Below are 22,991 nucleotides of genomic sequence, written 5' to 3' on the forward strand. Positions count from 1 at the left end.
TTGTATCTTTGCATCCTCAAACTAATAGGTATGACAGTACAAAAGACACCCACTGCGTTGGGTACGGAAAAGATTGGAAAGCTTTTAATGCAGTATGCCATTCCGGCAATTATCGCCATGACGGCGTCTTCTCTTTATAATATGGTAGATAGTATTTTCATTGGTCATGGAGTAGGGGCGATGGCTATCTCCGGATTGGCATTGACCTTTCCGCTGATGAATCTTGCCGCCGCCTTCGGCTCTTTGGTGGGGGTAGGTGCGGCTACATTGGTTTCGGTGAAATTGGGACAGAAAGATTACGACACCGCACAACGGGTGCTTGGCAATGTGCTGGTACTGAATATTATCATCGGACTTGCCTTTACAGTCGTCACATTGATGTTTCTAGATCCGATTCTATATTTCTTCGGGGGTAGTGACGCCACGGTAGGCTATGCTCGTGATTATATGGTCGTAATCTTATTGGGCAACGTTGTCACTCACCTTTATTTAGGGTTGAATGCCGTACTTCGTTCGGCGGGGCATCCGCAGAAGGCGATGTATGCTACGATTGCTACGGTGGTGATTAACACGATACTCGATCCTGTTTTTATCTATGGCTTCGGCTGGGGAATACAGGGGGCTGCTATCGCTACCATTACTGCACAGGTCATCGCATTGGCATGGCAGTTCAAACTATTCTCTAATAAAGAAGAACTGCTACACTTCCATAAAGGAATTTTTCGGTTGAAGAAGAAAATCGTAGCCGATTCTTTGGCTATCGGTATGGCGCCTTTTCTTATGAATCTGGCGGCCTGTTTTATTGTGATTCTTATAAATCAAGGCTTGCAGCATCACGGTGGCGACTTGGCTATCGGAGCATTTGGTATTGTCAACCGGCTGGTATTTCTTTTTGTCATGATTGTAATGGGGTTGAACCAAGGCATGCAGCCGATTGCCGGCTACAATTATGGGGCCAAGCAATATCTGCGCGTGACAAAAGTCTTGAAAATAACGATTTATGCCGCTACTATCGTAACCACTGCCGGATTTCTGATGGGAATGTTGATTCCCAAATTGGCAGTTTCTATCTTTACTACGCATCAAGAACTGGTGGATATTTCTGCCAAAGGATTGCGTATTGTAGTGATGTTCTTTCCTATTGTCGGTTTTCAGATGGTGACTTCCAATTTCTTCCAGAGCATCGGTATGGCAAGCAAAGCAATCTTCCTTTCGATATCCCGTCAGGTTCTTATCCTGATTCCCTGCCTGCTGATTCTTCCTCGTTATTATGGACAATTAGGAGTCTGGATAAGCATGCCGATTTCTGACTTGACAGCCAGTCTGATAGCGGGAACAATGCTTTGGTGGCAGTTCCGGCAATTCCGGAAGAAGCCTGTCTGACGACTGGTTTGCTGCACCAGGCTTTAATGAATACTAAGAGACATAGACAAACAGAGAGCCTGTTTAAATTCTCTTCAGTCATAATCTTATAGCTGATATTTTAACTTACCCCGGCTCTTCTTGTCGCGTCCGTCTGTAGTTGGCGGAAGGGGTATTAACAGTTGCGCTCTTGGCTATTAATAGCAAACTTCCCGCCCATTAAGTATAAAGTTCCTTCGGACAGGAAGGAAACTTTCTTTTCATTCGATGCAAACTATAAACGCAAGCTTTGATTATATAATTGCAAGCTTTGTTTTTATAATCAAAGCCTTTGTTTTTATAAACAAAGCTTGCGTTTATAGATTACGGTTAACGAAAAACAAGTTTACATACTGATAATAAGAAGTTTACAATTAATGAAAGAGAACTTTTCTATTAATGAATGAAAAGTGGGTTATTAAGAGCCTGCTCCGAGTTTTGCCCGACACAGTTTTGAGAGTTGCTTTCGAGTATATTTTCTGTTATTGTGAGGAGCATGACGGAGACTATGTGACGAATAAAAACAGGTCGGTAAAGCCTATCTAACATAATCTCAGGAAAATTTAAACAGGCTCTAAATAGGACCATGGCAGAGTCAGAAATTAAAAAAAAGTCATGGTATGAGTTTAGATGTTTCGTAGTTCTTTACTGTAAAAGAGTTTTGTTCTTCAACGAAATGCAGCATGCCTATTATTTTTTCTAAATCTTCCTTTATATCTTGTATTGTAGGTTTAAAAGATATTCAAAAAGGAACTTTATTGGGTGCTTTCTTGTTGGCCCGTATTGCTGAAATAAAATATTTCCGTGTGAATATTGTTGCCTGTATTTTCTCTTTGCTTATTCTGGTCTTTGTGAAAAACGATATGGTAAATCTGATTTGTATCGGTGCTGTCGGTTTCTTTGCGTCATCCGTATTGTGAAAGCATAGTTTCTCTAAATAGCTATATATCTTATTTCCTGAGTTAAAAAAAGGAAAAACAGCTTCAAAAGTTTTATATTTGATGATTAGTATTTATATTTGTGTGAAAGTTATGAGACTTTCACTAGATAACTAATTTACAAAAAACTTAAATTTTTAAACAAATGGGACTTTTTGATAAAATCTTTCAAACTGCATCAGAAGAAACGAAATTAACACAACAAGAGGCTTTTGCAGGAATTGCACTTGCTATGGCAGGAGCAGATGGTTCTATTGCTGAATCTGAATGGAATGGGATTGTTAATTATATTCGTCGATTGAAAATATACGATAACTTTTCCGGGCCTGCTTTTGACAAGTTGTTCGATAAACTTTTTAAGATATTGAAGAAAGACGGTCCGAGTGCATTGGTCAATGCTTCGGCAGCCGAATTATCGGATGATTTGAAACTTACCGCTTTTGCTTGTGCGGTAGATATTGCATTGGCAGACGGAGTGCTCGAAGAAGAAGAAAAAGACATCATCAATCAGTTGGCGGAAGTTCTTGGGGTTCCTGAACAGACTGCCATATCTATTATTGAGGTGATGATAATCAAGAATAAAGCATAGTTTTATTTCTGAGAATATAGAAGGATTGATAATTGTATTCCTTTTGAATGAAAATCCCTTGCTGCGGTATGTGGCAAGGGATTTTCTTTAAAATAATTTATAAGGAGTATTTTAGGAGAATATTTGTTTGATTTTTATTTTGATAGTCTTGGCATCAAATGTCACCATTTCATTTTGAAATAGTCTTTCTATATGTCCGCTCGTTATCATCTCATTTGTGGGGAGACTATACAATTGTGGGTTGTCAATCAGCATGATCGTGTCGCAGAGAGACAGGGCGATGTCTAGGTCGTGTGTAGAAAACAGGATACATTTTTCTTCCGTTTGCGTGAGTTTTTTCAGTAGCAGACAGAGTTCGTAGCGATTAGGTAAATCTAGAAAAGCAGTAGGCTCATCAAGAAGAATGATAGGTGTATCCTGTGCAAGTGCGCGTGCTATCATGATGCGTTGGCATTCTCCGTCGGACATCTTATCCATTGTCTTTTCTACATAACCGGACATTCCTACCAGCTGCATGGCAGTAACCACTCTTTTCTCATCTTCCGCCTGTAACTGTCCGATCCAGTTGGTATAAGGAGCACGTCCCAATGCGACTACATCTTTGCAACGCAGGTTGGCGATGCGTACTTTGTCGGTGGTTACAAAACTAATCTTCCGGGCTAATTTCTCCGGCTTCAGTGAAGCGATGTTTTTCCCATGCAAGATGATTTCTCCGTTTTTAGGTGTTTCCAGTCCCATAATGGCACGGAGAAGCGTGCTTTTCCCTGTACCATTTCGTCCGAGCAGTGCAACAAGCTGCCCGCCCGTGATATGGGTGGAAACTTTCTCCAGCAATATACGTTGTTCGTATCCTAATGTCAGATCTTTCAGTTGAATCATTTGAATATACGCAAGTTTTTACCTATTACCCATAAAATAACCGGAACCCCCAATAGCGCAGTGATGCAATTCACCGGCAACAGAAACTTCTTGGCTATGATGTCACAAATCAACATCCCGATCAACCCTGTCAGCATCGTACCCGGCATCAATATCCGGTGATCGGCGTTGTCAAACAGAATCCGTGTGATATGTGGGATAGCCAGCCCGATGAATCCTACCGGACCGCAAAAGGCTGTGACCGTTCCTGTCAGTAATGCGGTGGATATAAAAATAAGCGTTCTTGAACGCTTGATGTTCATTCCCATAGTGCGTGCATAATTTTCACCAAGCAACAACAGATTCAGTGATTTGATGCAGGCGATGGATAGCAGCAACCCTATGCATATTACTGGTATCATAATCGTTAATTGCCCTGTCGTGATGTGACTAAGCGAGCCCAAAGACCAGAGTGTGAACATTTTCAGTTGTTCTGCAGAACTTAGGTATTGTAATATCTGGATGATAGCTCCTGCCACGTAACCTATCATGACTCCCATAATCAGTACACCTAATATATTCTTTACTTTGCGACTGATGATGGCTACTCCCAGTAGTATGGCGGAAGTCCCTATCCACCCCGAACCTACAATACCGATTGATTGCAGAAAGGGAAAATCTGTCCAACCGAGAAGCGGGGCGCCTAGTATAAACAATGCTACTCCAAGACCTGCCCCGGAGCTTACTCCCAACAGGTAAGGATCTGCCAGCGGATTCTGGAAAACTGTCTGCATTTGCAGACCGCTTACTGAAAGCGCTACACCTATCAATGCAGCCACTATGACACGGGTAAAGCGGATGGAGAGAATTATATTGCGGGTGGTTTCGTCACATTCCCCCCCGGTGAGTACTGTCCATATCTTTGATATAGGGATGAAAGTATCTCCCGTTGCCATATCTACTAATAGTAATAAAATGGCAACTATTCCTAATGCGATGAATAATAGAGCGGTGTGTCTGCGGGATTGTTTCATTCCAGGTGTCTATAATAATAAGGTGAATCGGAAACGAGCTCCGGATGGAAAATATGAATCAGATCACGCAACACTACATCGGGACGGACAACTGCCGATTCCCAATAATCGTTTCCGCCTGTCGGTGTCAACCGTAAGTTATTATTATAAACAGTCTTTTCGTTCACGGCTTTAGCATCTGCGAATTTGGGGTTCACAGCTTTCAGCTCATCAAGCGTAGTCGCCGAACCGACATTAATCCAGTAATCGGCTTTTTGTATCAGGCCATAGGCCGTTTCCAGTCCGATAGGGGTTGAACTGTTGGAATTGTTTTCTTTATAAATATACTCTGCACCTGCGTCTGCAACCAACTGTGCCATGTAGCTTTGGGTAGAAGGCATTACCCAACTATCGTTCCACGGAGTGTTGAACATTACGGTAGGGCGCTGGCTGACGGAATCTGTGAGGGCTTTCAGTGCATGATAACGTTGGGGGATTTCCCGGAATATTTCTATTCCCTTTTCCCGTTTGTCTGTCAGTTCGGAAAGAACAATCATCCATTCAGCTTTGCCGAGCGGTGATTCTTCCAAGTATTCTCCCATATATAAATAAGGTATGGAAAGTTCTTTTAACTTGTCCGTTACAGCGGTTTGGGCGTCACCTATGCCATAAAGCAAAACTACGTCGGGTTTTAATCCAATCAACAGTTCGTAGTTCATTTCAGGACCCATATCCTTGATTGAATCTTTGTGGGCAAGGATGTAGGGATTGGCGATATAATCGATACCCGAAACTCCGACGATCCGGCTAATTTCTCCCAATGCGTCAAGCATGGCAATGTAGGAAGAAGACATACATACAATCTGTTTGGCTCCGGCAGGGATAACGGGACCATTGAATCCGGCAGGCGCTTGCTCGCCGTTGCGTGCAACAAAATAGGACATTGTTACATCGTTGGCGCCTTGCCACGGGTTGGTAATCTGTATAAGCGTGCTGGCGGCGTTTTCGGCACCTAGGATTTTAAATCCCGAAGCGTATTCAGGGGTATATACATCTTGGTTGAATGCTTCCAGAGATGTCTTGTTACGGGTGATACAGCTTGCCAAAAAGAGCAGGCAAAGTAACGTGATAGTCAGAGCAGGAGATTTCACTTTTATAAGATGTTTAATTAGAAAAAAATAATAGTGGGTCCTTTCGAACGGCAAAGATAGGACTTATTATTAGTTTGTTTTTATTTTAGTTGGATTTTTCTTCCGATTTGTTTCTATTTGTGTATCTTTGCCCCCAGAAATTTTGGTGTCACTTTTCCGATTCTACGGAAAGAGTGGTGAAAAGGGAATCAGGTGTAAATCCTGAACAGACCCGCTGCTGTAAGCTCCGCCAAAAGTTTTCCTACAATACTCAAATCCACTGTTCCGCTTTGGAGGAATGGGAAGGGCGTCAGGAAAATGGAGTAAGTCAGAAGACCTGCCAAAGTTGAATTCTTGAAACTTTCCGGGATTGGAGTTTGAAGAGTGCGGTTTTTTATTCAAAATACATCTTTGATTGGTGATGTGAAGTTTCAGGAAGGAGGAATATCCCCTTTTTGAGTGTCCCTATTATGCGGGGAGAAGCACGTGTATATGTTTGAGTGTATGGAAAATTGCATCCTCGCTGTAACCCTATGAAAGTTTATTATTTTAATTAATAAACAGGAGGATTATGTTCGGGCGGATTTATTTTAGGGTATTGTGGATAGGATGCTTTCTGAGTATGACTTTATTGTTATCAGCACAAAGCAAACTGGACAGCTTGCATCATCTTAATGAAGTAGTGGTTACTGCCAGAATTAACAAGGAGGTAATTCCGGTGCAATTTTTATCAGGGGATAAGTTGGAGAAACTGGCGGCGCATTCGGTAGCGGACGCTATACGTTATTTTTCCGGAGTACAAATAAAGGATTATGGTGGAATAGGAGGACTGAAGACCGTTAATATCCGAAGTATGGGAACGAATCATGTAGGAGTGTTTTATGACGGCATTGAACTGGGTAATGCGCAGAATGGAGTGGTTGATTTGGGACGTTTCTCTTTGGATAATATGGAAGCTGTCACTTTATATAATGGTCAGAAAAGTGCCATTTTCCAATCAGCGAAAGATTTTGGTTCTGCAGGTTCTATTTATCTACAGTCAAGAATACCTGTTTTTCAGGAGAATAGGGCTTATCATGTGAAAGCGACTTTTAAGACGGGTTCTTTCGGAGTTGTCAATCCCTCTTTGCTTTGGGAACAGAAACTGAGTGAGAATGTGAGTACGTCACTTAGTACTGAATATATGTATACAACCGGAAAGTATAAATTTACTTATGCGGTGGATGGAGGATATGATACAACGGCAGTACGCCGTAATGGGGATGTCAATGCGCTGCGTGCTGAGGGCGGCTTATATGGCAAGATAAAAAGTGGTTATTGGCGTACGAAAGCTTATTTTTATAATTCAGAACGTGGATATCCCGGTGCTGTTGTGCGGAATCGTTTCTCACATGAGGATCGCCAATGGGATACAAATTTCTTTTTCCAGTCTTCTTTCAAAAAAGATTTTGGTGATGTGTACAGTCTGTTGTTGAATGCCAAATACGCATATGATTATCTGCATTATCTGGCGGATCCCCAAAAGGAGGAGGCTACCATGTATGTAAATAATACATATCGCCAACAGGAAGTTTACTTGTCAATGGCTAACAGGGTTACTCTTTTTCCTTTTTGGGATATAAATATTTCAGCAGACTACCAATGGAATAAACTGAACGCTAATTTGACTGATTTCCCTTATCCCCGAAGAAATACGGCGTTGGTAGCGGCAGCTACCTCTTTGCATCTTGAGCGCTTTAAGTTGCAGGCCAGTGTCTTGGGAACTTTTGTAAATGAGAACGTAGCTTCAGATACTACTTCGGCTGGGAATAAGATGGAATTTACTCCTACCGTTATCACTTCTTATAAACCTTTCAAGAATATTGATTTAAATCTGCGTGCTTTTTACAAACGGATATTTCGTATGCCGACTTTGAACGATTTGTATTATACATTTATAGGGAATATAAAGCTGAAACCTGAGTATACTAATCAGTATAACGTAGGATTCACTTATCAGAAATTATCTTCCGGAACCTGGCTGCAAGCACTGAATGTGCAATTGGATGCGTATTATAATGAGGTGGAAAATAAAATAATAGCTACTCCTACCAATAATTTCTTTCGTTGGACAATGATTAATATGGGACTTGTTAAAATAAAAGGAGTGGATGTCGTTTTGCAAGGACTTTGGAAGTTTGGTAACGATTGGGTATTTGACAGCCGGTTATCATATACGTATCAGAAAGCGCAGGATTTTACTGATAAATCGGATAAAGATACGTATGGGGGGCAAATATCGTATATCCCTTGGCATAGTGGATCGGCTATATTAAATGCGGGATATAAATCATGGGAATTGAATTATAGCTTTGTATATACGGGAGAGCGCTATGATGTTTCGGCCAATACTCCGGAGAATTATCGTCTCCCTTGGTATACAAGTGATTTTTCTTTGGCTAAGAAATTCAGTTGGAGAAAGTATGATTTCAAATTGACCTTGGAAGTAAATAATATTTTTAATCAACAATATGAGGTGGTGAGGTCTTATCCGATGCCCGGAACTAACTTTAAATTCATTTTAAACTTAACGATATGATTGTGAATAATATTCTTTCGCGTGCCTTGCTTGGTATATTAACAGGTTGTTGTTTGCTGGCTTGTCGGGACGAGCTTCCGGTTCTACCTTCTGACGAAATAGACGTTGGCAAGGGAGCTTTAGGGAGCGTCAGCATTAAAGGAATGTATCTTCTCAATGAAGGAAATATGGGAAGTAATAAGTGTACGCTTGATTTTTATGACAGTACTACCGGTAAGTATCATCGTAATATTTATGCCGAGCGAAATCCGTCCGTAGTGAAAGAACTGGGGGATGTTGGAAATGATTTGCAGATTTATGGAGATAAGCTGTATGCTGTAATCAATTGCTCGAATTTTATAGAGGTGATGGATGTGGAAACGGCACAGCATCTGGGGCAAATAAATGTGATAAATTGCCGGTATATCACTTTTAATGACGGAAAGGCTTATGTAAGTTCTTATGCAGGTCCTGTCGGAATAGATCCCAATGCGCGTCCGGGAAAAGTGGTTGAGGTGGATACGACAAGTTTGGCTGTAACCCGTGAAGTGGTAGTCGGCTATCAACCGGAAGAAATGGTAATAAAGGACGGGAAACTTTATGTTGCCAATTCCGGCGGTTATCGTTTCCCGGATTATGACCGGACGGTATCGGTGATTGACTTGAAGACCTTTCAAGTTATTAAAACAATTGATGTAGCTATAAATCTTCACCGTATGAAGTTGGATAGATACGGACGTATATATGTGAGTTCGAGAGGAGATTATTATGGAACGGGATCGGATGTTTTTATTATAGATACTCAGACAGATCGTGTGACAGGAAATTTGGGAGTTGCTGCCAGTGAAATGTGCTTGAGTGGAGATTCGATTTATATGACAAGTGTAGAATGGAGCTATGTGACGGAAAGTAATACTATTACTTACGCTCTCTATGACGTGAAACAAAATAAAATAGTATCCCGCAATTTTATTACTGATGGGACTGAAACTGAAATAACAATTCCGTATGGAATAGCTGTAAATCCCGAGACCAAAGAAATATTTGTAACGGATGCGAAAAGTTATGTTGTACCCGGGTATCTTTACTGTTTCAGTCCTGAAGGAAAGAAAAGATGGAAAGTCAGGGCGGGGGATATACCGGCTCATTTTGCTTTTACAACGAAAACATTTCAATAACTAATAATAACTAATAATGAATAAAATGGATAGGAAAGTTTTAAGACTGGCATTTGTCATTGCGGTTTCTTTGTTTGTAGGAACTGTATTCACGGGATGTAATGATGGAGAAGATGCTTACCTACTGAAAAAGGAAGACATCCATGTGTCGCAACCGGAGGGTGGCTTTGCGGTTGTTGTTGATCAACTGTTGAAGGTACGGGTTGAAAGTGAGTCGGATGAAGGGATTTCTTATTTATGGCTGCTGGACGGCAGTGAAATTGCCCGGACAAAGGATTTGGAGTATATGTTTGAAGAGGTAGGAGAATATGAACTGATTTTGCGTGCGTCACAAGGTGAGAATCATTATGATTATCTCTTTACGGTCACAGTAACTTTTGATAATATCGAACCGGACCTTGAAGGAGCGACGGCTTATATCACTAAGGTTTTTGATTTTGTTCCGGCTGTGGGACAATTTACTAATGCATTGCCGGAATATGAAGAGGGAGATACTCAAGAGGTTATGAACGAAAAAGTATTAGCTGCTATCGGTAATAATGAAAGGGGGATGATTTCGTTGGGAGGATTTGGAGGATATGTCGTAGTAGGTTTTGACCATACAATAACTAATGTTACCGGAAAACGTGATTTCCGGGTACTTGGCAATGCTTTTTATTCTGCGGCCAATCCGGATCCTGATGCACCGGAGGGAGGAAGTTGTGAGCCGGGAGTGATCATGGTGGCTTATGATAAAAATCAGAATGGTATGCCGGATGAGGACGAATGGTATGAGATTGCCGGTAGTGCTCATGAAGACGCTGCATTGGAATTATGGTATGACAAGGCTGTAGCTGCGGGAAATGATGTGAAGACTTATCGAAACTATGAAATCACCTATTATCGTCCGGAAAAAGAACCGGAAACTTCGGAAGAAAGAGAAAAATATATCCGGTGGGAAGATAACCAGGGAAATTCGGGTTATAAAGTAAAAAATAGATTTCATAATCAGTGCTATTTCCCGGAATGGATAAAAGAGGATAAGATAATATTTAATGGGACTTGTTTACCTCAAAATGCTGTTGATGAAAGTGGAAAAGGTAGTTATTTTGTTTTGTATAAATTTCGTTATGGGTATGCTGATAATGAGAAGAATGCCATGGATGAGTCTGCTATTGATATAGATTGGGCGGTAAATTCAAAAGGTCAGAAGGTACATTTGCCGGGAATTGATTTCATAAAGATATATACCGGTGTCAATCAGGAAAGCGGTTGGTTAGGTGAATGCTCCACTGAGATATCAGGGATTGAGGATTTGCATGTTTTAGGAGTTGATATCGATACCCGCAAATAAGTTCAGAAATAATTGATAATTTGAAATGAAAAAGCATTTGGTATTGGCAATTGTTGCCTTGGGGCTGTTTTTTACAGCATGTGATGAGGAGGAAAGTCTGAACTCATCTGTATGGATAGGGAGTGAATCGGAAAGTAATGTGATTGCTCAGTTAGATACATTGTATCTGGATGCTCGGGTTGAAAATCTGCCTGGAGTGGTGAATTTTGTATGGACAGTAGACGGAAAGGAAGTTTCAACCGCTTCAACATATAAATTTTCGCAGCCTAAGACTGGAGAATATGTTATAGGGCTGGCGGTGTCGGATGATAAGGGAGAAAACCTTCAAACGACTATGACAGCCAAGGTGGAAGGTCGGTTTGGCAAAGGCGCCTTTATCTTGAATGAAGGAAATATGGGGAATGAAACCGGAACCTTGACCTTTGTGGATTCAAAAGGCATAGCGGTAGATAGTGCATATTATCGGGTAAATCAAACTTTACTTGGTAATGTCTGCCAAGATCTGTTTATCAGTGATAATAAGATGTATATACTTTCTCAAAATGGATCCAAAAATGGTGGTGAAGGGCTGCTGACTATTGCGAATGCTACTAGTCTGGAGAAAGAAAAGGTTTATGATAATACTACTTTGTCCTGGCCGTCCAATTTGGCTGTAGTCGGAGAGACTCTTTATATTCGTGATAATAATGGAGTCTATATGCTGGATACTTCCACCGAAGTTCTGACTTTTGTTGAGGGGACGAAAGGTGCTTTGAAAAAACGTATGGCTGTGGTTGGAGACAAAACATTTGTGATGGGCAATAAGCGACTTTTTGTTATTCAAGACGGGGCTGTTATACATACTGTTCCTTTTGAAAGTGCTTTATCCGGTGTTGCTAAAGCGTATGATGGGAATTTGTGGGTTTCATGTACAAAGCCTGCGAGTATTATAAAAGTCAGTCCGGTTGATTATAAGATTATTGATTCTCATACTTTGAATGTCAGTATTGGTGCCGGGTGGGGAGTTGCCCCTGCGTTTTCTGCTAAAGATGATATTATTTATTTCAGTAATGCCGGCTTTAAACTATACCGACATATTTTTTCTCAGAATAAGACGGAAGAAGTTGCTGATATAAAAGAGTTTGTGGAGGATGCAGGGATCTATTATAACAGTTTGGGCGTTGATCCGGTGAGCGGGGAAGTTTATTTTGCCACTCTGAAAGGATATGCGGATTATAAAACCAATGATATTGCTATTTTGGATTTCAATAAAACACCGGCTTTACAGTTTGATATAAAAAATAAGAATAGTTTCCCTGCGGGCGTTTTCTTTACGGAGAATTTTAAGTGATCATGAGTTTCTAATTTCTAGTCACTTCCAGGAATTATCTGTATTATCCCCAAAAGGGAAGAAGATTCATTGTTACTTTCAAATATAACTTTTGTCTGATGATGTAGGTTTTAGAAAAAAATCGTATGTTTGCTATCAAACCATAAAACAAAATGTACTATGAGCGGTAATTATGTAATTAACATCGGTCGACAATTGGGTAGCGGCGGCAAGGAAATCGGAGAGAAGTTGGCAGCTCGTTTGGGAATCGACTTCTACGATAAGGAACTGATTAATCTGGCTTCCGAGGAAAGCGGCCTGTGTAAGGAATTCTTTGAAAAAGCGGATGAGAAAGCTTCGCAAGGTATAATTGGCGGATTGTTCGGCATGCGTTTCCCTTTTATCAGTGAAGGAGCTATGCCATGCACTAATTGTTTGAGCAATGATGCTCTGTTTAAAGTGCAGAGTGATGTCATCCGTCGTTTGGCGGCAGAGAAGTCCTGTGTGTTTGTAGGGCGTTGCGCAGATTATATCTTGCGCGAGCATCCCCGTTGCGCGAATATCTTTATTTCGGCTTCGAAGGAAGACCGTATTGAAAGGGTTTGCCGGATTCATCAGGTGAATGAAGAGGCTGCGGAAGAGATTATCGAAAAAGCAGACAAGAGACGTTCGGAATACTATAATTATTATAGCTATAAGACTTGGGGGGCAGCAGCTACTTACCATCTGTGCGTGGATTCCTCTTCTTTGGGTGTGGAAGAAACCGTGCGGTTTGTGGAAGAGTTTGTGGTGAAGAGATTGAAGTTGAGAGTATAAAACGGGTATAAGTAAAATAAATAAAGCCGGTATATTCTGTTGAAGGATATAGCCGGCTTTACTGTTTATATGCTAAGCTGGATTTACATCATCGCCAATAATATCATCTGTCCCGTCAGAATACGGAGGAACATGGATAATGGATAAACAGTAGAATATCCTACTGCGGGAGCGTCGCTTGAAGTTACCTGGTTGGAATAAGCCAATGCGGGTGGGTCGGTGTTGCTACCGGCTATCAATCCCATCAGTGTGAAGTAGTTCACTTTATAATATAATCTCGCAACCGCACCGATGATAAGCAACGGGATAACTGTGATTAGGAAACCGCAACCTACGTAAAGCAAACCGTCACCTTCAACCACTGTATGTACGAAGTTGGCTCCGGCATCTATACCCACACTCGCAAGGAAGAGCACGATACCGATTTCGCGAAGCATCAGGTTGGCACTCATTGTCGTATAAGTCACCAAGTGGAACTTATGTCCGAAGCGGCCGATAAGAATAGCTACTACCAGCGGTCCGCCTGCCAAACCAAGTTTCAAAGGAGTAGGCATACCTGGGAAAGCGATAGGTAGGCTACCAAGCAGGATTCCCAAGAAGATACCGACGAAGATAGTAATGATGTTCGGTGTGTCTAGGCGTTTCAACTGGTTTCCCAGTGCCCTTGCTACACGTTCTACGGCGTCTTCTTGTCCTACTACCATCACGCGGTCGCCCACTTGCAATACCAGATGCGGGTCGGCAAACAGATCCATACCGGAACGGTTGACACGTGTGATATTCACACCATACATACTACGGAAATGCATCGAACCGAGCGTCTTTCCGTTTATTTCCGGCTTGGTCACCAGTATACGGCGTGATACCATCGGCAAGTCTTGTTTCTCCCAATCGATATTCACTTCTTTACCGATGAAAACAGTGATAGCGGCAGCATCATCTTCTGAGCAAACGATATACAACTGATCGCCCACATTGAAGATCGTGTTATGGTCGGGGATACTGACATGTCCCTCATGACGGATACGCGAACATACAAACTGACGTCCAAGGAAGTCTTTTACTTCAATCAGAGTTTTTCCGTTGATAGACTCGTTACGCACCTCCAGACTCAGCATATGTGGCATCAGATGGACATCTCCGCTTTGTGCCTTCAGACTCTCTTCCTCTTTTGCCATGTTGACACGGAAGATATAGCGGATAGCGATGATAGAGCCAATAATGCCTACCACACCGAGCGGATAAGCACAGGCATATCCCAACGCTATCTGCGGACCGTTGTAGCTCAACTGGTTCAACGCTTCATTGGCAGCACCGAGACCCGGAGTGTTTGTTACAGCTCCATAGAGGATACCCACCATCATCGGTAATTCAATACGACCGTCCCAAAGGAAATAAAGTCCCAATGCAACAGCTATGTTCAACACTACGATGCCTACAGCCAACAGGTTTAATGTCATTCCTCCCTTTTTGAAAGAAGAGAAGAAAGACGGCCCCACCTGAAGACCGATACAGAATACGAACAAAATCAATCCGAACTCACGGATGAAATGTAGGATGTGTGTATCGGCAGTGAAGCCGAAGTGTCCCATCAGGATGCCGGCAAACAAAACAAAAGTGACGCCCAACGATACTCCGAATATCTTTATCTTACCAAGATATACACCCATCGCCACTACGAATGCGTAGAGGAACACGATATGTGCCACGGAACTGGGGTCCCATAATAAACTTTGTAACCAATCCATAACTATAGTAGTTTTTATAATGTCTTTTTGAAAACGGGTGCAAAATTAGTCATAACATTGGAGCTAATCAAATAAAAGGAGAACTAAAAATCGCACAAAAGAAGAATTTCCATACGGATTCTATACAGGACGGAGAGGTGTGCGAATTTTCTATAAAAAGAAGTTTTGTTTGAACTTATTAATTATATTTGCAAATCGAACAACAGACATTTGGAAAGAGACAGATAAAAATAAAGACAATATTAATTCTTGTTTTAATTTTAGATAAACTATGGCAGACAAAAAAGAAAAACTCTTCTCAGACTTTTCTCCTGTCTCCACCGAACAATGGATGGAGAAAGTTACAGCCGACTTGAAAGGTGCTGATTTTGAGAAGAAGCTCGTTTGGAAGACAAACGAAGGGTTCAAAGTGAAACCTTTCTACCGGATGGAAGATTTGGAAGGTTTAAAAACTACTGATGCGCTTCCCGGAGAATTCCCGTATCTGAGAGGAACTAAAAAAGATAACAATGAGTGGCTGGTTCGCCAGGAAATCAGAGTGGAATGCCCCAAAGACGCCAATGCGAAAGCACTGGATATCCTGAACAAAGGTGTAGATTCACTTTCTTTCCATGTAAAGGCAAAAGAACTCAATGCGGAATATCTTGAGACTCTGTTGAATGATATTCAGGCTGAGTGTGTTGAACTGAACTTCTCTACTTGTCAGGGACACGTTGTAGAACTGGCTAATCTGCTGGTAGCTTATTTTCAGAAGAAGGATTATGATGTGAAGAAGTTGAAAGGCTCCATCAACTATGATTTCTTCAACAAGATGCTGACCCGCGGCAAGGAAAAGGGGGATATGGTACAGACTGCCAAAGCACTGATTGAAGCTATCCAACCGCTTCCTTTCTACCGCGTGCTGAATGTGAACGCATTATCGCTGAACAATGCCGGAGCTTATATTTCTCAGGAATTAGGTTATGCATTGGCTTGGGGTAATGAATACATGAGCCAACTGACCGATGCCGGTGTTCCTGCTGCCATAGTGGCCAAGAAAATCAAATTCAATTTTGGTATCAGTTCCAACTATTTCCTTGAAATAGCTAAATTCCGTGCCGCACGTCTATTGTGGGCGAATATCGTTGCTTCTTACAATCCTGAATGCCTGCGCGACTGTGATAACAAAGGTGCTAATGGCGAATGTCGTTGCGCGGCAAAAATGGCGGTTCATGCCGAAACTTCTACTTTCAATCTTACTTTGTTTGATGCACACGTAAACCTGCTCCGTACACAAACTGAAGCGATGAGTGCCGCATTGGGCGGTGTGGATTCAATGACTGTCACTCCGTTCGACAAGACATACGAGACTCCGGATGAATTCTCCGAACGTCTGGCACGCAACCAACAACTGCTGTTGAAGGAAGAGTCTCATTTTGATAAAGTAATCGACCCGGCTGCCGGCTCTTATTATATTGAAAACCTTACGGTATCTATCGCCCAGCAAGCATGGAACCTGTTCTTGTCGGTCGAAGAAGCCGGAGGTTTCTATGCAGCATTGAAAGCCGGAACAGTTCAGACTGCTGTCAACGAAAGCAACAAAGCGCGTCACAAAGCGGTTGCTCAGCGCCGTGAAGTATTGTTGGGTACCAATCAGTTCCCCAACTTCAACGAGAAATCCGATGGCAAACAACCGGCCGAAGCAAAATGCTGTTGCGGAGGAAAAGACCATACGTGCGAAAAAGATGTGGATACATTGGTATTCGACCGTGCTGCGAGTGAGTTTGAAGCATTGCGTCTCGAAACGGAAGCGTCCGGCAAACGTCCGAAAGCGTTCATGTTGACAATTGGTAATCTGGCGATGCGTCAGGCACGTGCGCAATATTCCTGCAACTTCCTGGCTTGTGCCGGTTATGAAGTGGTTGATAACCTCGGATTTGAAACGGTGGAAGCCGGTGTGGAAGCGGCTGTGGCTGCCAAAGCCGACATTGTTGTAATCTGTTCGAGCGATGATGAATATGCGGAATATGCAATTCCTGCCTTCAAGGCTTTGGATGGTCGCGCCATGTTTATCGTTGCCGGTGCTCCTGCTTGTATGGACGAATTGAAAGCAGCAGGTATCGAAAACTTCATCCATGTCCGTGTCAACGTACTGGATACCTTGAAAGAGTTTAACGCCAAGTTGTTGAAGAAGTAACTTCAATCGTAAATTGTAAATCGTTAAATCGTAAATAACAAGATGAGAAAAGATTTTAAAAACATCGATATATATGCCGCATTTCAGCCTGTCAACGGTGCTGAATGGCAAAAGGCTAACGGTATCTCTGCCGACTGGAAGACGCCGGAACACATTGAAGTGAAGCCTGTTTATACAAAAGAAGACCTCGAAGGGATGGAACATCTCGGCTATGCAGCCGGACTTCCTCCGTATCTGCGTGGTCCGTATTCAGTAATGTACACCCTTCGTCCCTGGACTATCCGTCAGTATGCCGGATTCTCTACTGCCGAAGAATCAAATGCTTTCTATCGCCGTAACCTGGCTTCCGGTCAGAAAGGTCTGTCGGTAGCATTCGACTTGGCTACCCACCGCGGTTACGACCCCGACCACGAGCGTGTAGTGGGCGACGTAGGTAAGGCGGGCGTGTCTATCTGTTCGTTGGAAAATATGAAAGTCCTGTTCGATGGTATTCCTTTGAGCAAGATGTCCGTATCCATGACCATGAACGGTGCGGTGCTTCCCGTAATGGCTTTCTATATCAACGCCGGACTGGAGCAAGGTGCCAAACTGGAAGAAATGGCAGGTACAATCCAAAACGATATTCTGAAAGAATTCATGGTGCGTAACACCTATATTTATCCGCCTGCATTCTCTATGAAGATTATTTCTGATATCTTCGAATATACTTCACAGAAGATGCCGAAGTTCAACTCTATTTCTATCTCCGGTTATCACATGCAGGAAGCTGGTGCTACTGCAGATATCGAGTTGGCTTATACATTGGCCGACGGTTTGGAATATCTTCGCGCCGGAACTGCCGCAGGCATCGACATTGATGCGTTTGCTCCGCGTCTGTCTTTCTTTTGGGCAATCGGTACAAACCACTTTATGGAAATTGCCAAGATGCGTGCCGCACGTATGCTGTGGGCGAAGATTGTGAAACAGTTTAATCCGAAGAACCCCAAATCACTGGCCTTGCGTACTCACTCGCAGACTTCCGGTTGGTCACTGACCGAACAAGACCCGTTCAACAACGTAGGACGTACCTGTATTGAGGCTATGGCTGCAGCTTTGGGACATACCCAATCTTTGCATACCAATGCATTGGATGAGGCTATCGCTCTTCCGACAGATTTCTCCGCACGTATCGCACGTAACACACAGATTTATATTCAGGAAGAAACTTACATCTGCAAGAACGTTGACCCATGGGGCGGCTCTTATTATGTAGAGTCTTTGACGAACGAACTGGCACACAAGGCTTGGGAACATATTCAGGAAATCGAAAAACTGGGTGGTATGGCGAAAGCTATCGAAACAGGTATTCCTAAAATGCGTATCGAAGAAGCTGCTGCACGTACACAGGCTCGTATCGACAGCGGTCAGCAGACCATTGTGGGTGTGAACAAGTATCGTTTGGAAAAAGAAGCTCCGATTGATATTCTTGAAATTGATAATACTGCCGTTCGCCTCGAACAGATTGAGAACCTGAAACGTTTGAAAGAAGGCCGCAACCAGGCTGAAGTGGACAAGGCATTGGCTGCGATTACCGAATGTGTAAAGACCGGCAAAGGTAACTTGCTCGAACTGGCAGTCGAGGCAGCCCGCGTTCGTGCTACATTAGGTGAAATCTCTTATGCTTGCGAACAGGAAGTGGGACGTTATAAAGCAATAATCAGAACTATATCAGGCGTGTATTCATCAGAAAGTAAAAACGATAGCGACTTCAAGCGAGCTTGCGAACTCGCCGAGAAGTTTGCAAAGGAAGAGGGACGTCAACCTCGTATCATGATTGCCAAAATGGGACAGGACGGTCACGACCGTGGCGCCAAAGTAGTAGCAACCGGCTATGCAGACTGTGGTTTCGACGTGGACATGGGACCGTTGTTCCAGACTCCTGCGGAAGCAGCTCGCGAAGCGGTAGAAAACGACGTTCACGTAGTAGGTGTTTCTTCACTGGCTGCCGGACACAAGACACTGGTTCCGCAGATTATCGAAGAGTTGAAGAAGTTAGGACGTGAAGATATCGTAGTAATCGCTGGTGGTGTTATCCCTGCGCAGGATTATGACTTCCTGTATAAGGCAGGTGTAGCTGCTATTTTCGGTCCGGGTACTCCGGTAGCGAAAGCCGCTTGCCAGATTTTGGAAATTCTGATGGGAGAAGAATAATTACAGTCGGCATATTGACTTAGAATACTCATGAAGTGATTGTCTTTTTGCAGTGAAGGACAATCACTTCTTTTTTATAAGAACCTGTTCAATACTTTCACAAATTCTTATTTCTCTTCGTATGGTTAGTGGGAGATTTTTCTTAATTTTGGAAGACGTTTATAATCTCTTTATTTATAGAGGTTTGAAAGAGGGGATAAATAGAGGTAACGAATTGGCACCGTGTTTATTTTTACGTTCTGTTCAAAACGTTTCATGCTTTTTATACATTTCTGTTTTATCCCTATCGCAATCTTTCTGCATTAGCCCGGCATAATAAAAGACCTTTTGCGCATGGCGGTTATTTCCGCTCCCCGTTTCTGTAAGTCTGCTTATACTTTTTCGTAGGTCATACATCCGGCAACAGGCTTGTTGTCAAGATACAGCATCTCAGTTTCAATATCATGCTTATACAGAATACGGACGCCCTCAGCTAATGCTGTAAAAGTACATCCATCTTTGTGAGGGCTGTATCAGTAATACTTTCACGGTTTCAGATGTTTTTACCTAATGAATATGCTTTTTCTAACGAAGGATGTTCGGTAATATCGCCAATCTGCATAACGCCGCCAGCATATACTTCGCCTAAGTTTTCCCAGCCGAGGTGACGAAGTAAAGCATGGTAGTAATGCTCCACAGGCTCGAAGTTGTCCGGTGTGTCGCCTTCTGCTGCCATGAGTAAGACGCAATGTTGCATAGGCGTATGATACTCCGGACTTTTTTCCGTCACGGCAAACAAACGGTCAATGACGGTTTTCAACTGTGCGGTGATACTCCAGTAATACATTGGCGAGGCTAGAACCAATACATCTGCCGTTTCATAATGCGGATAAATTTTCGCCATATCATCCTTCTGTAGACAAGGGCTTTTTGAATCGCGTCCACCACCCAGACATCCCAAACAAGGACGAATGTCCATCCGTTGCAGATTGAAAACTTCCACCGTATGTCCAGCTTCTTCCGCACCTTGCTTGAAGGCTTCCACCAGTTCAGCCGTATTGCCTTTCATACGTGGACTTCCGTTTAATATGACAATTCTTTTGCTCATTGTTTCTATTTCTTTTGTATTGTATTTGAGTTTTGATTATAGGCTTTGGCTACACATTTCCATTCACTGCCAATTTTCAGCAGAAGCAGATAGTCCGTGAAATCAATACGAGCTCCCCAACCCTCTTCAAGAACACGAACAACCGCCAGTGTTTCTTCCACCGCCACCACATCAATGCGTGCCTTAAATGCTTCACCTCCACTGACAGTGTCCACGTTGTGGTAGAATTGTTCGATAGAGCCGTGTTCCAGTTCTCCGTCAAGAAAGCCGAATAGCACAGCATCATCGGTAAATAACTCGCGTGCATATTTACTATCACCTTCAGCCACACTCTTCACAAACTTCATAGCAGCTTCTTGTACTGCTTCATATTCTTTAATAGAGTCTCTCATAATGTTTTTATTATTTTTATTAATCGTCTGCAAAGTTACGGGGTAATGCTGGTACAGGCAAGTACCGAAAAATTATTCATATACTGAATTATTTTTCAGTATATCTCTATTGTGAGAGATTATGTTTACCTTTGCATTTGTAATAGCGAAAAGAAAAAATGTACGAAAGAAAAATACCTGTCGATTTAAGCTGTCCACTCCGGCTAACTATGAGCCTGATAGATTCTAAGTGGAAGTCTTGCATATTGGATGAACTCCGCAATGTTGCAATGCGTCCGAGTGAATTGCACAAGGCTCTACCTGAAGCTACACCGCGCGTACTCGATTTACAACTGAAAGAACTGGTGGATGATGGTCTTGTTGTTAAAACCATTTATCCTGAACTTCCACCACGTTCAGAATACTCCATTACAGAACTCGGGCAATCGCTATTGCCAATTCTTGATGCCATGATTACATGGGGAGAAGCAAATCGGGATTTATTCGTTAGAAAATATGGTCAGTAATGAAATCTACAGCCGAACTGTGTTAATTCATCGGACTGTGAAGCTGCGGCTGTTACAATTTCATTCTCCGTTTGCGTTTCTTCTTCCTGTGAAGTATGTCCGCCATTGCCTGACTGGTTTCCGCATCAGCGGTATCGCAAGATGAACTGCTTTGCTTGGAACCGTTGAAACGGTAGTCGTTCTTGGTGAATATAACGGCCTGTATCTCATTCGTCTGCCCCTTGTGTCGGAAATGCACTTCCATGTCCTGCCGTTTTCTTTTTTCGGGCGACCTCACGATCGGAAAGTTTCTGGTAGTGCTTGATGATTTGCGTCTTGATGTTGTCAAGGGTGAGGTTGATGTACTTCCTGTCCTTCCTGACTTTTACCTTCTCCGCTTCATCGCAAATCAGGTATTTTTTATTGCTGTATGTCAGAAAGTTATTCTTTTACCAAATCTAAATTTTCATTATTTTTGGTGTAGGAAACTCAAAAGTCGGGTAAAGCTCATTGATACATATCTCATCAGTTCAGTCATGCCTTTCTTTTGTCAGACCGCTTTTTTGCGGAGGCCTTTACATATTGAGAATACCGAATGGACTCTTCTCTGTATGGAGTCAGGATTGCGGGCGGCTTTTGCCGACTTGCGTTTTATCCTGTCTTGCAGCATTGAAATCCAACGGCCAGTGCATGCTTTCTATCAACCAGTGGTTGCGCACCAATGAACCCAACGCCGGAGTGCCCGTTAGCAGACTACTCACATACAGACGCTTTTCAGAGGTCTGTACGCCAGATGTCTTCTTAACCGTTTCGGATTCATATGCTATAATCGTTATATTGCCGCCCCATTTCATGAATTATGAACAGTGGAAGCAAAAAAGCACCCTAACCACCCTAGGAAGCACTCCCTATAAAATAACAACATTTTTGAATGAGCAACGAAATCCTAAATGAAAGAGCCATGTATAAAAAGTACCTCAAATTTGATTAATTGAAAAAATATTCATAATATTGTCATCACTTTGTTAACTATTGGACCGTACCTTTGCGCGTAAAATTCTAAACTATGGTAGATTTCATGAATGATAAACAATTATTGGGAGAACTGAAAAGAGGTAATAATGCGGCTTTTGAGTTTCTGTTCAAGAGTTATTATCCTCGTTTGCGAGGGTATGCTATTCGTTTTATTGAAGATGAAGAAACAGTTCGCGATATTATTCAGGAGTGTTTCTTACGATTTTGGGAACGTCGCGAAATGTTATCTGCTCTTTCACTCACTTCTCTTCTTTTTTCTATGGTCCGTAACGGATGCCTGAATTATTTGAAACATCGCTCGATTGTTGAAAAGTACCGGGTGGAATATCTGGCAAAGCTGGACGGAGAGGAAAGGCTCTACTACGCAGACTTTATGCAGGATGCGGAACATAAATTATTATACAATGAATTGCAGGAACAGATTGCTCTTGTGCTCAATCAGTTGCCGGACAGATCGCGTGAGATTTTTTTGTTAAGTCGTTTCAGAGGATTGAAGAACAGGGAAATCGCGGAAAAACTACAAATATCCACTACGGCGGTCGAAAAACATATTGCAAGAGCTTTGCAGTATTTTTCCCGGCATTTCAGCGAACATTATCCGGTAGACCTATATATAGTGATATTGGTGTGGCTGATGATGGAGCATAAGTGATTAAGACGTTCTTTGAGCATATAAAGAATAAGAAGCAGGAAAGTTTTTTCTGCTTTTTTTGTTTCGGGGGTTGGGTAAATGAAATATGGGTTGTTACATCTTAT

Annotated in this window: 18 protein-coding genes, 3 pseudogenes and 1 riboswitch; of the genes and pseudogenes, 12 read left to right on the plus strand and 9 right to left on the minus strand. The window is 42.4% G+C overall.

The window, feature by feature from the left end; genetic code table 11:
- The first annotated feature begins 30 nt into the window (after window positions 1–30).
- The 3 genes and pseudogenes from NSB03_RS08465 to NSB03_RS08475 all read left to right on the plus strand — a co-directional run bounded on the left by NSB03_RS08465 (window position 31) and on the right by NSB03_RS08475 (window position 2,928).
- Complete coding sequence (locus NSB03_RS08465) at window positions 31–1,383, plus strand: MATE family efflux transporter (RefSeq protein ID WP_024988159.1); 1,353 nt, start codon at window positions 31–33, stop codon at window positions 1,381–1,383.
- Between the two features lie 767 nt (window positions 1,384–2,150).
- Window positions 2,151–2,315: pseudogene (locus NSB03_RS20880) on the plus strand (MFS transporter); the annotation flags it as partial.
- 169 nt (window positions 2,316–2,484) lie between these two features.
- On the plus strand, window positions 2,485–2,928 hold the full coding sequence (locus NSB03_RS08475; RefSeq protein ID WP_024987270.1) for a tellurite resistance TerB family protein: 444 nt from the start codon (window positions 2,485–2,487) through the stop codon (window positions 2,926–2,928).
- Window positions 2,929–3,039: 111 nt separating this feature from the next.
- On the opposite strand, the gene NSB03_RS08480 is transcribed toward NSB03_RS08475, so the two are convergent.
- From NSB03_RS08480 to NSB03_RS08490, 3 genes are read right to left on the minus strand one after another with little or no spacing between them, the layout of a single operon-like run.
- Entirely contained in the window at window positions 3,040–3,807 is a 768-nt protein-coding gene (locus tag NSB03_RS08480) for an ABC transporter ATP-binding protein (RefSeq protein WP_024987271.1), read from the minus strand.
- Window positions 3,804–4,820: a FecCD family ABC transporter permease gene (locus NSB03_RS08485; protein ID WP_242357988.1), complete on the minus strand. Its 1,017-nt coding sequence runs from the start codon at window positions 4,818–4,820 to the stop codon at window positions 3,804–3,806. The genes NSB03_RS08480 and NSB03_RS08485 overlap by 4 nt, the downstream gene beginning before the upstream one ends.
- On the minus strand, window positions 4,817–5,950 hold the full coding sequence (locus tag NSB03_RS08490) for an ABC transporter substrate-binding protein (RefSeq protein WP_024987272.1): 1,134 nt from the start codon (window positions 5,948–5,950) through the stop codon (window positions 4,817–4,819). The genes NSB03_RS08485 and NSB03_RS08490 overlap by 4 nt, the downstream gene beginning before the upstream one ends.
- Before the next feature lie 126 nt (window positions 5,951–6,076).
- Window positions 6,077–6,288, plus strand: a riboswitch (cobalamin riboswitch).
- Between the two features lie 212 nt (window positions 6,289–6,500).
- Between NSB03_RS08490 and NSB03_RS08495 the strand changes: the two genes are divergently transcribed.
- The 5 genes from NSB03_RS08495 to NSB03_RS08515 all read left to right on the plus strand — a co-directional run bounded on the left by NSB03_RS08495 (window position 6,501) and on the right by NSB03_RS08515 (window position 13,122).
- Window positions 6,501–8,507: a TonB-dependent receptor plug domain-containing protein gene (locus NSB03_RS08495; protein WP_024987273.1), complete on the plus strand. Its 2,007-nt coding sequence runs from the start codon at window positions 6,501–6,503 to the stop codon at window positions 8,505–8,507.
- Window positions 8,504–9,664 carry a YncE family protein gene (locus NSB03_RS08500; protein WP_024987274.1) on the plus strand — a complete coding sequence of 387 codons (1,161 nt, stop codon included), beginning with the start codon at window positions 8,504–8,506 and terminating at the stop codon, window positions 9,662–9,664. The genes NSB03_RS08495 and NSB03_RS08500 overlap by 4 nt, the downstream gene beginning before the upstream one ends.
- Before the next feature lie 25 nt (window positions 9,665–9,689).
- On the plus strand, window positions 9,690–10,997 hold the full coding sequence (locus NSB03_RS08505) for a PKD-like domain-containing protein (protein ID WP_024987275.1): 1,308 nt from the start codon (window positions 9,690–9,692) through the stop codon (window positions 10,995–10,997).
- 25 nt (window positions 10,998–11,022) lie between these two features.
- A complete protein-coding gene (locus tag NSB03_RS08510) occupies window positions 11,023–12,327 on the plus strand; it encodes a DUF5074 domain-containing protein (protein WP_024987276.1) in 1,305 nt (434 codons plus the stop codon).
- Between the two features lie 159 nt (window positions 12,328–12,486).
- Window positions 12,487–13,122: a cytidylate kinase-like family protein gene (locus NSB03_RS08515; RefSeq protein WP_024987277.1), complete on the plus strand. Its 636-nt coding sequence runs from the start codon at window positions 12,487–12,489 to the stop codon at window positions 13,120–13,122.
- Between the two features lie 83 nt (window positions 13,123–13,205).
- On the opposite strand, the gene NSB03_RS08520 is transcribed toward NSB03_RS08515, so the two are convergent.
- Window positions 13,206–14,870, minus strand: a complete 1,665-nt coding sequence (locus NSB03_RS08520) for a putative transporter (protein ID WP_024987278.1) — start codon at window positions 14,868–14,870, stop codon at window positions 13,206–13,208.
- 271 nt (window positions 14,871–15,141) lie between these two features.
- Here NSB03_RS08520 and mutA point away from each other — a divergent pair, with 271 nt between their 5' ends.
- Window positions 15,142–17,046, plus strand: coding sequence for a methylmalonyl-CoA mutase small subunit (gene mutA, locus NSB03_RS08525; RefSeq protein WP_024987279.1), 1,905 nt, complete (start codon window positions 15,142–15,144; stop codon window positions 17,044–17,046).
- A gap of 42 nt (window positions 17,047–17,088) precedes the next feature.
- On the plus strand, window positions 17,089–19,236 hold the full coding sequence (scpA, locus tag NSB03_RS08530) for a methylmalonyl-CoA mutase (RefSeq protein WP_024987280.1): 2,148 nt from the start codon (window positions 17,089–17,091) through the stop codon (window positions 19,234–19,236).
- A 532-nt stretch (window positions 19,237–19,768) separates the two neighbouring features.
- Here the strand turns inward: scpA and NSB03_RS08535 are convergent.
- Both NSB03_RS08535 and NSB03_RS08540 read right to left on the minus strand, forming a co-directional pair.
- The gene (locus NSB03_RS08535) at window positions 19,769–20,323 is read right to left on the minus strand and encodes a flavodoxin family protein (RefSeq protein WP_024987281.1); all 555 of its coding nucleotides are present in this window, start codon (window positions 20,321–20,323) and stop codon (window positions 19,769–19,771) included.
- Between the two features lie 5 nt (window positions 20,324–20,328).
- Window positions 20,329–20,715, minus strand: a complete 387-nt coding sequence (locus NSB03_RS08540; RefSeq protein ID WP_024987282.1) for a nuclear transport factor 2 family protein — start codon at window positions 20,713–20,715, stop codon at window positions 20,329–20,331.
- Between the two features lie 158 nt (window positions 20,716–20,873).
- On the opposite strand from NSB03_RS08540, the gene NSB03_RS08545 reads away from it, so the two are divergent.
- The gene (locus tag NSB03_RS08545; RefSeq protein ID WP_024987283.1) at window positions 20,874–21,221 is read left to right on the plus strand and encodes a winged helix-turn-helix transcriptional regulator; all 348 of its coding nucleotides are present in this window, start codon (window positions 20,874–20,876) and stop codon (window positions 21,219–21,221) included.
- A gap of 52 nt (window positions 21,222–21,273) precedes the next feature.
- Here the strand turns inward: NSB03_RS08545 and NSB03_RS08550 are convergent.
- The 3 genes and pseudogenes from NSB03_RS08550 to NSB03_RS08555 all read right to left on the minus strand — a co-directional run.
- A pseudogene (locus NSB03_RS08550) lies at window positions 21,274–21,477 on the minus strand (hypothetical protein); the annotation flags it as partial.
- A gap of 16 nt (window positions 21,478–21,493) precedes the next feature.
- A pseudogene (locus tag NSB03_RS20970) lies at window positions 21,494–21,577 on the minus strand (Arm DNA-binding domain-containing protein); the annotation flags it as partial.
- Window positions 21,578–21,817: 240 nt separating this feature from the next.
- Complete coding sequence (locus tag NSB03_RS08555; RefSeq protein ID WP_159102130.1) at window positions 21,818–21,961, minus strand: hypothetical protein; 144 nt, start codon at window positions 21,959–21,961, stop codon at window positions 21,818–21,820.
- 305 nt (window positions 21,962–22,266) lie between these two features.
- Between NSB03_RS08555 and NSB03_RS08560 the strand changes: the two genes are divergently transcribed.
- Window positions 22,267–22,887 carry an RNA polymerase sigma-70 factor gene (locus tag NSB03_RS08560; RefSeq protein ID WP_024987286.1) on the plus strand — a complete coding sequence of 207 codons (621 nt, stop codon included), beginning with the start codon at window positions 22,267–22,269 and terminating at the stop codon, window positions 22,885–22,887.
- Window positions 22,888–22,991: the final 104 nt, after the last annotated feature.

Origin of the sequence: Bacteroides acidifaciens, from assembly GCF_024623065.1 — a bacterium.
Taxonomy (GTDB): Bacteria; Bacteroidota; Bacteroidia; order Bacteroidales; family Bacteroidaceae; genus Bacteroides; species Bacteroides acidifaciens.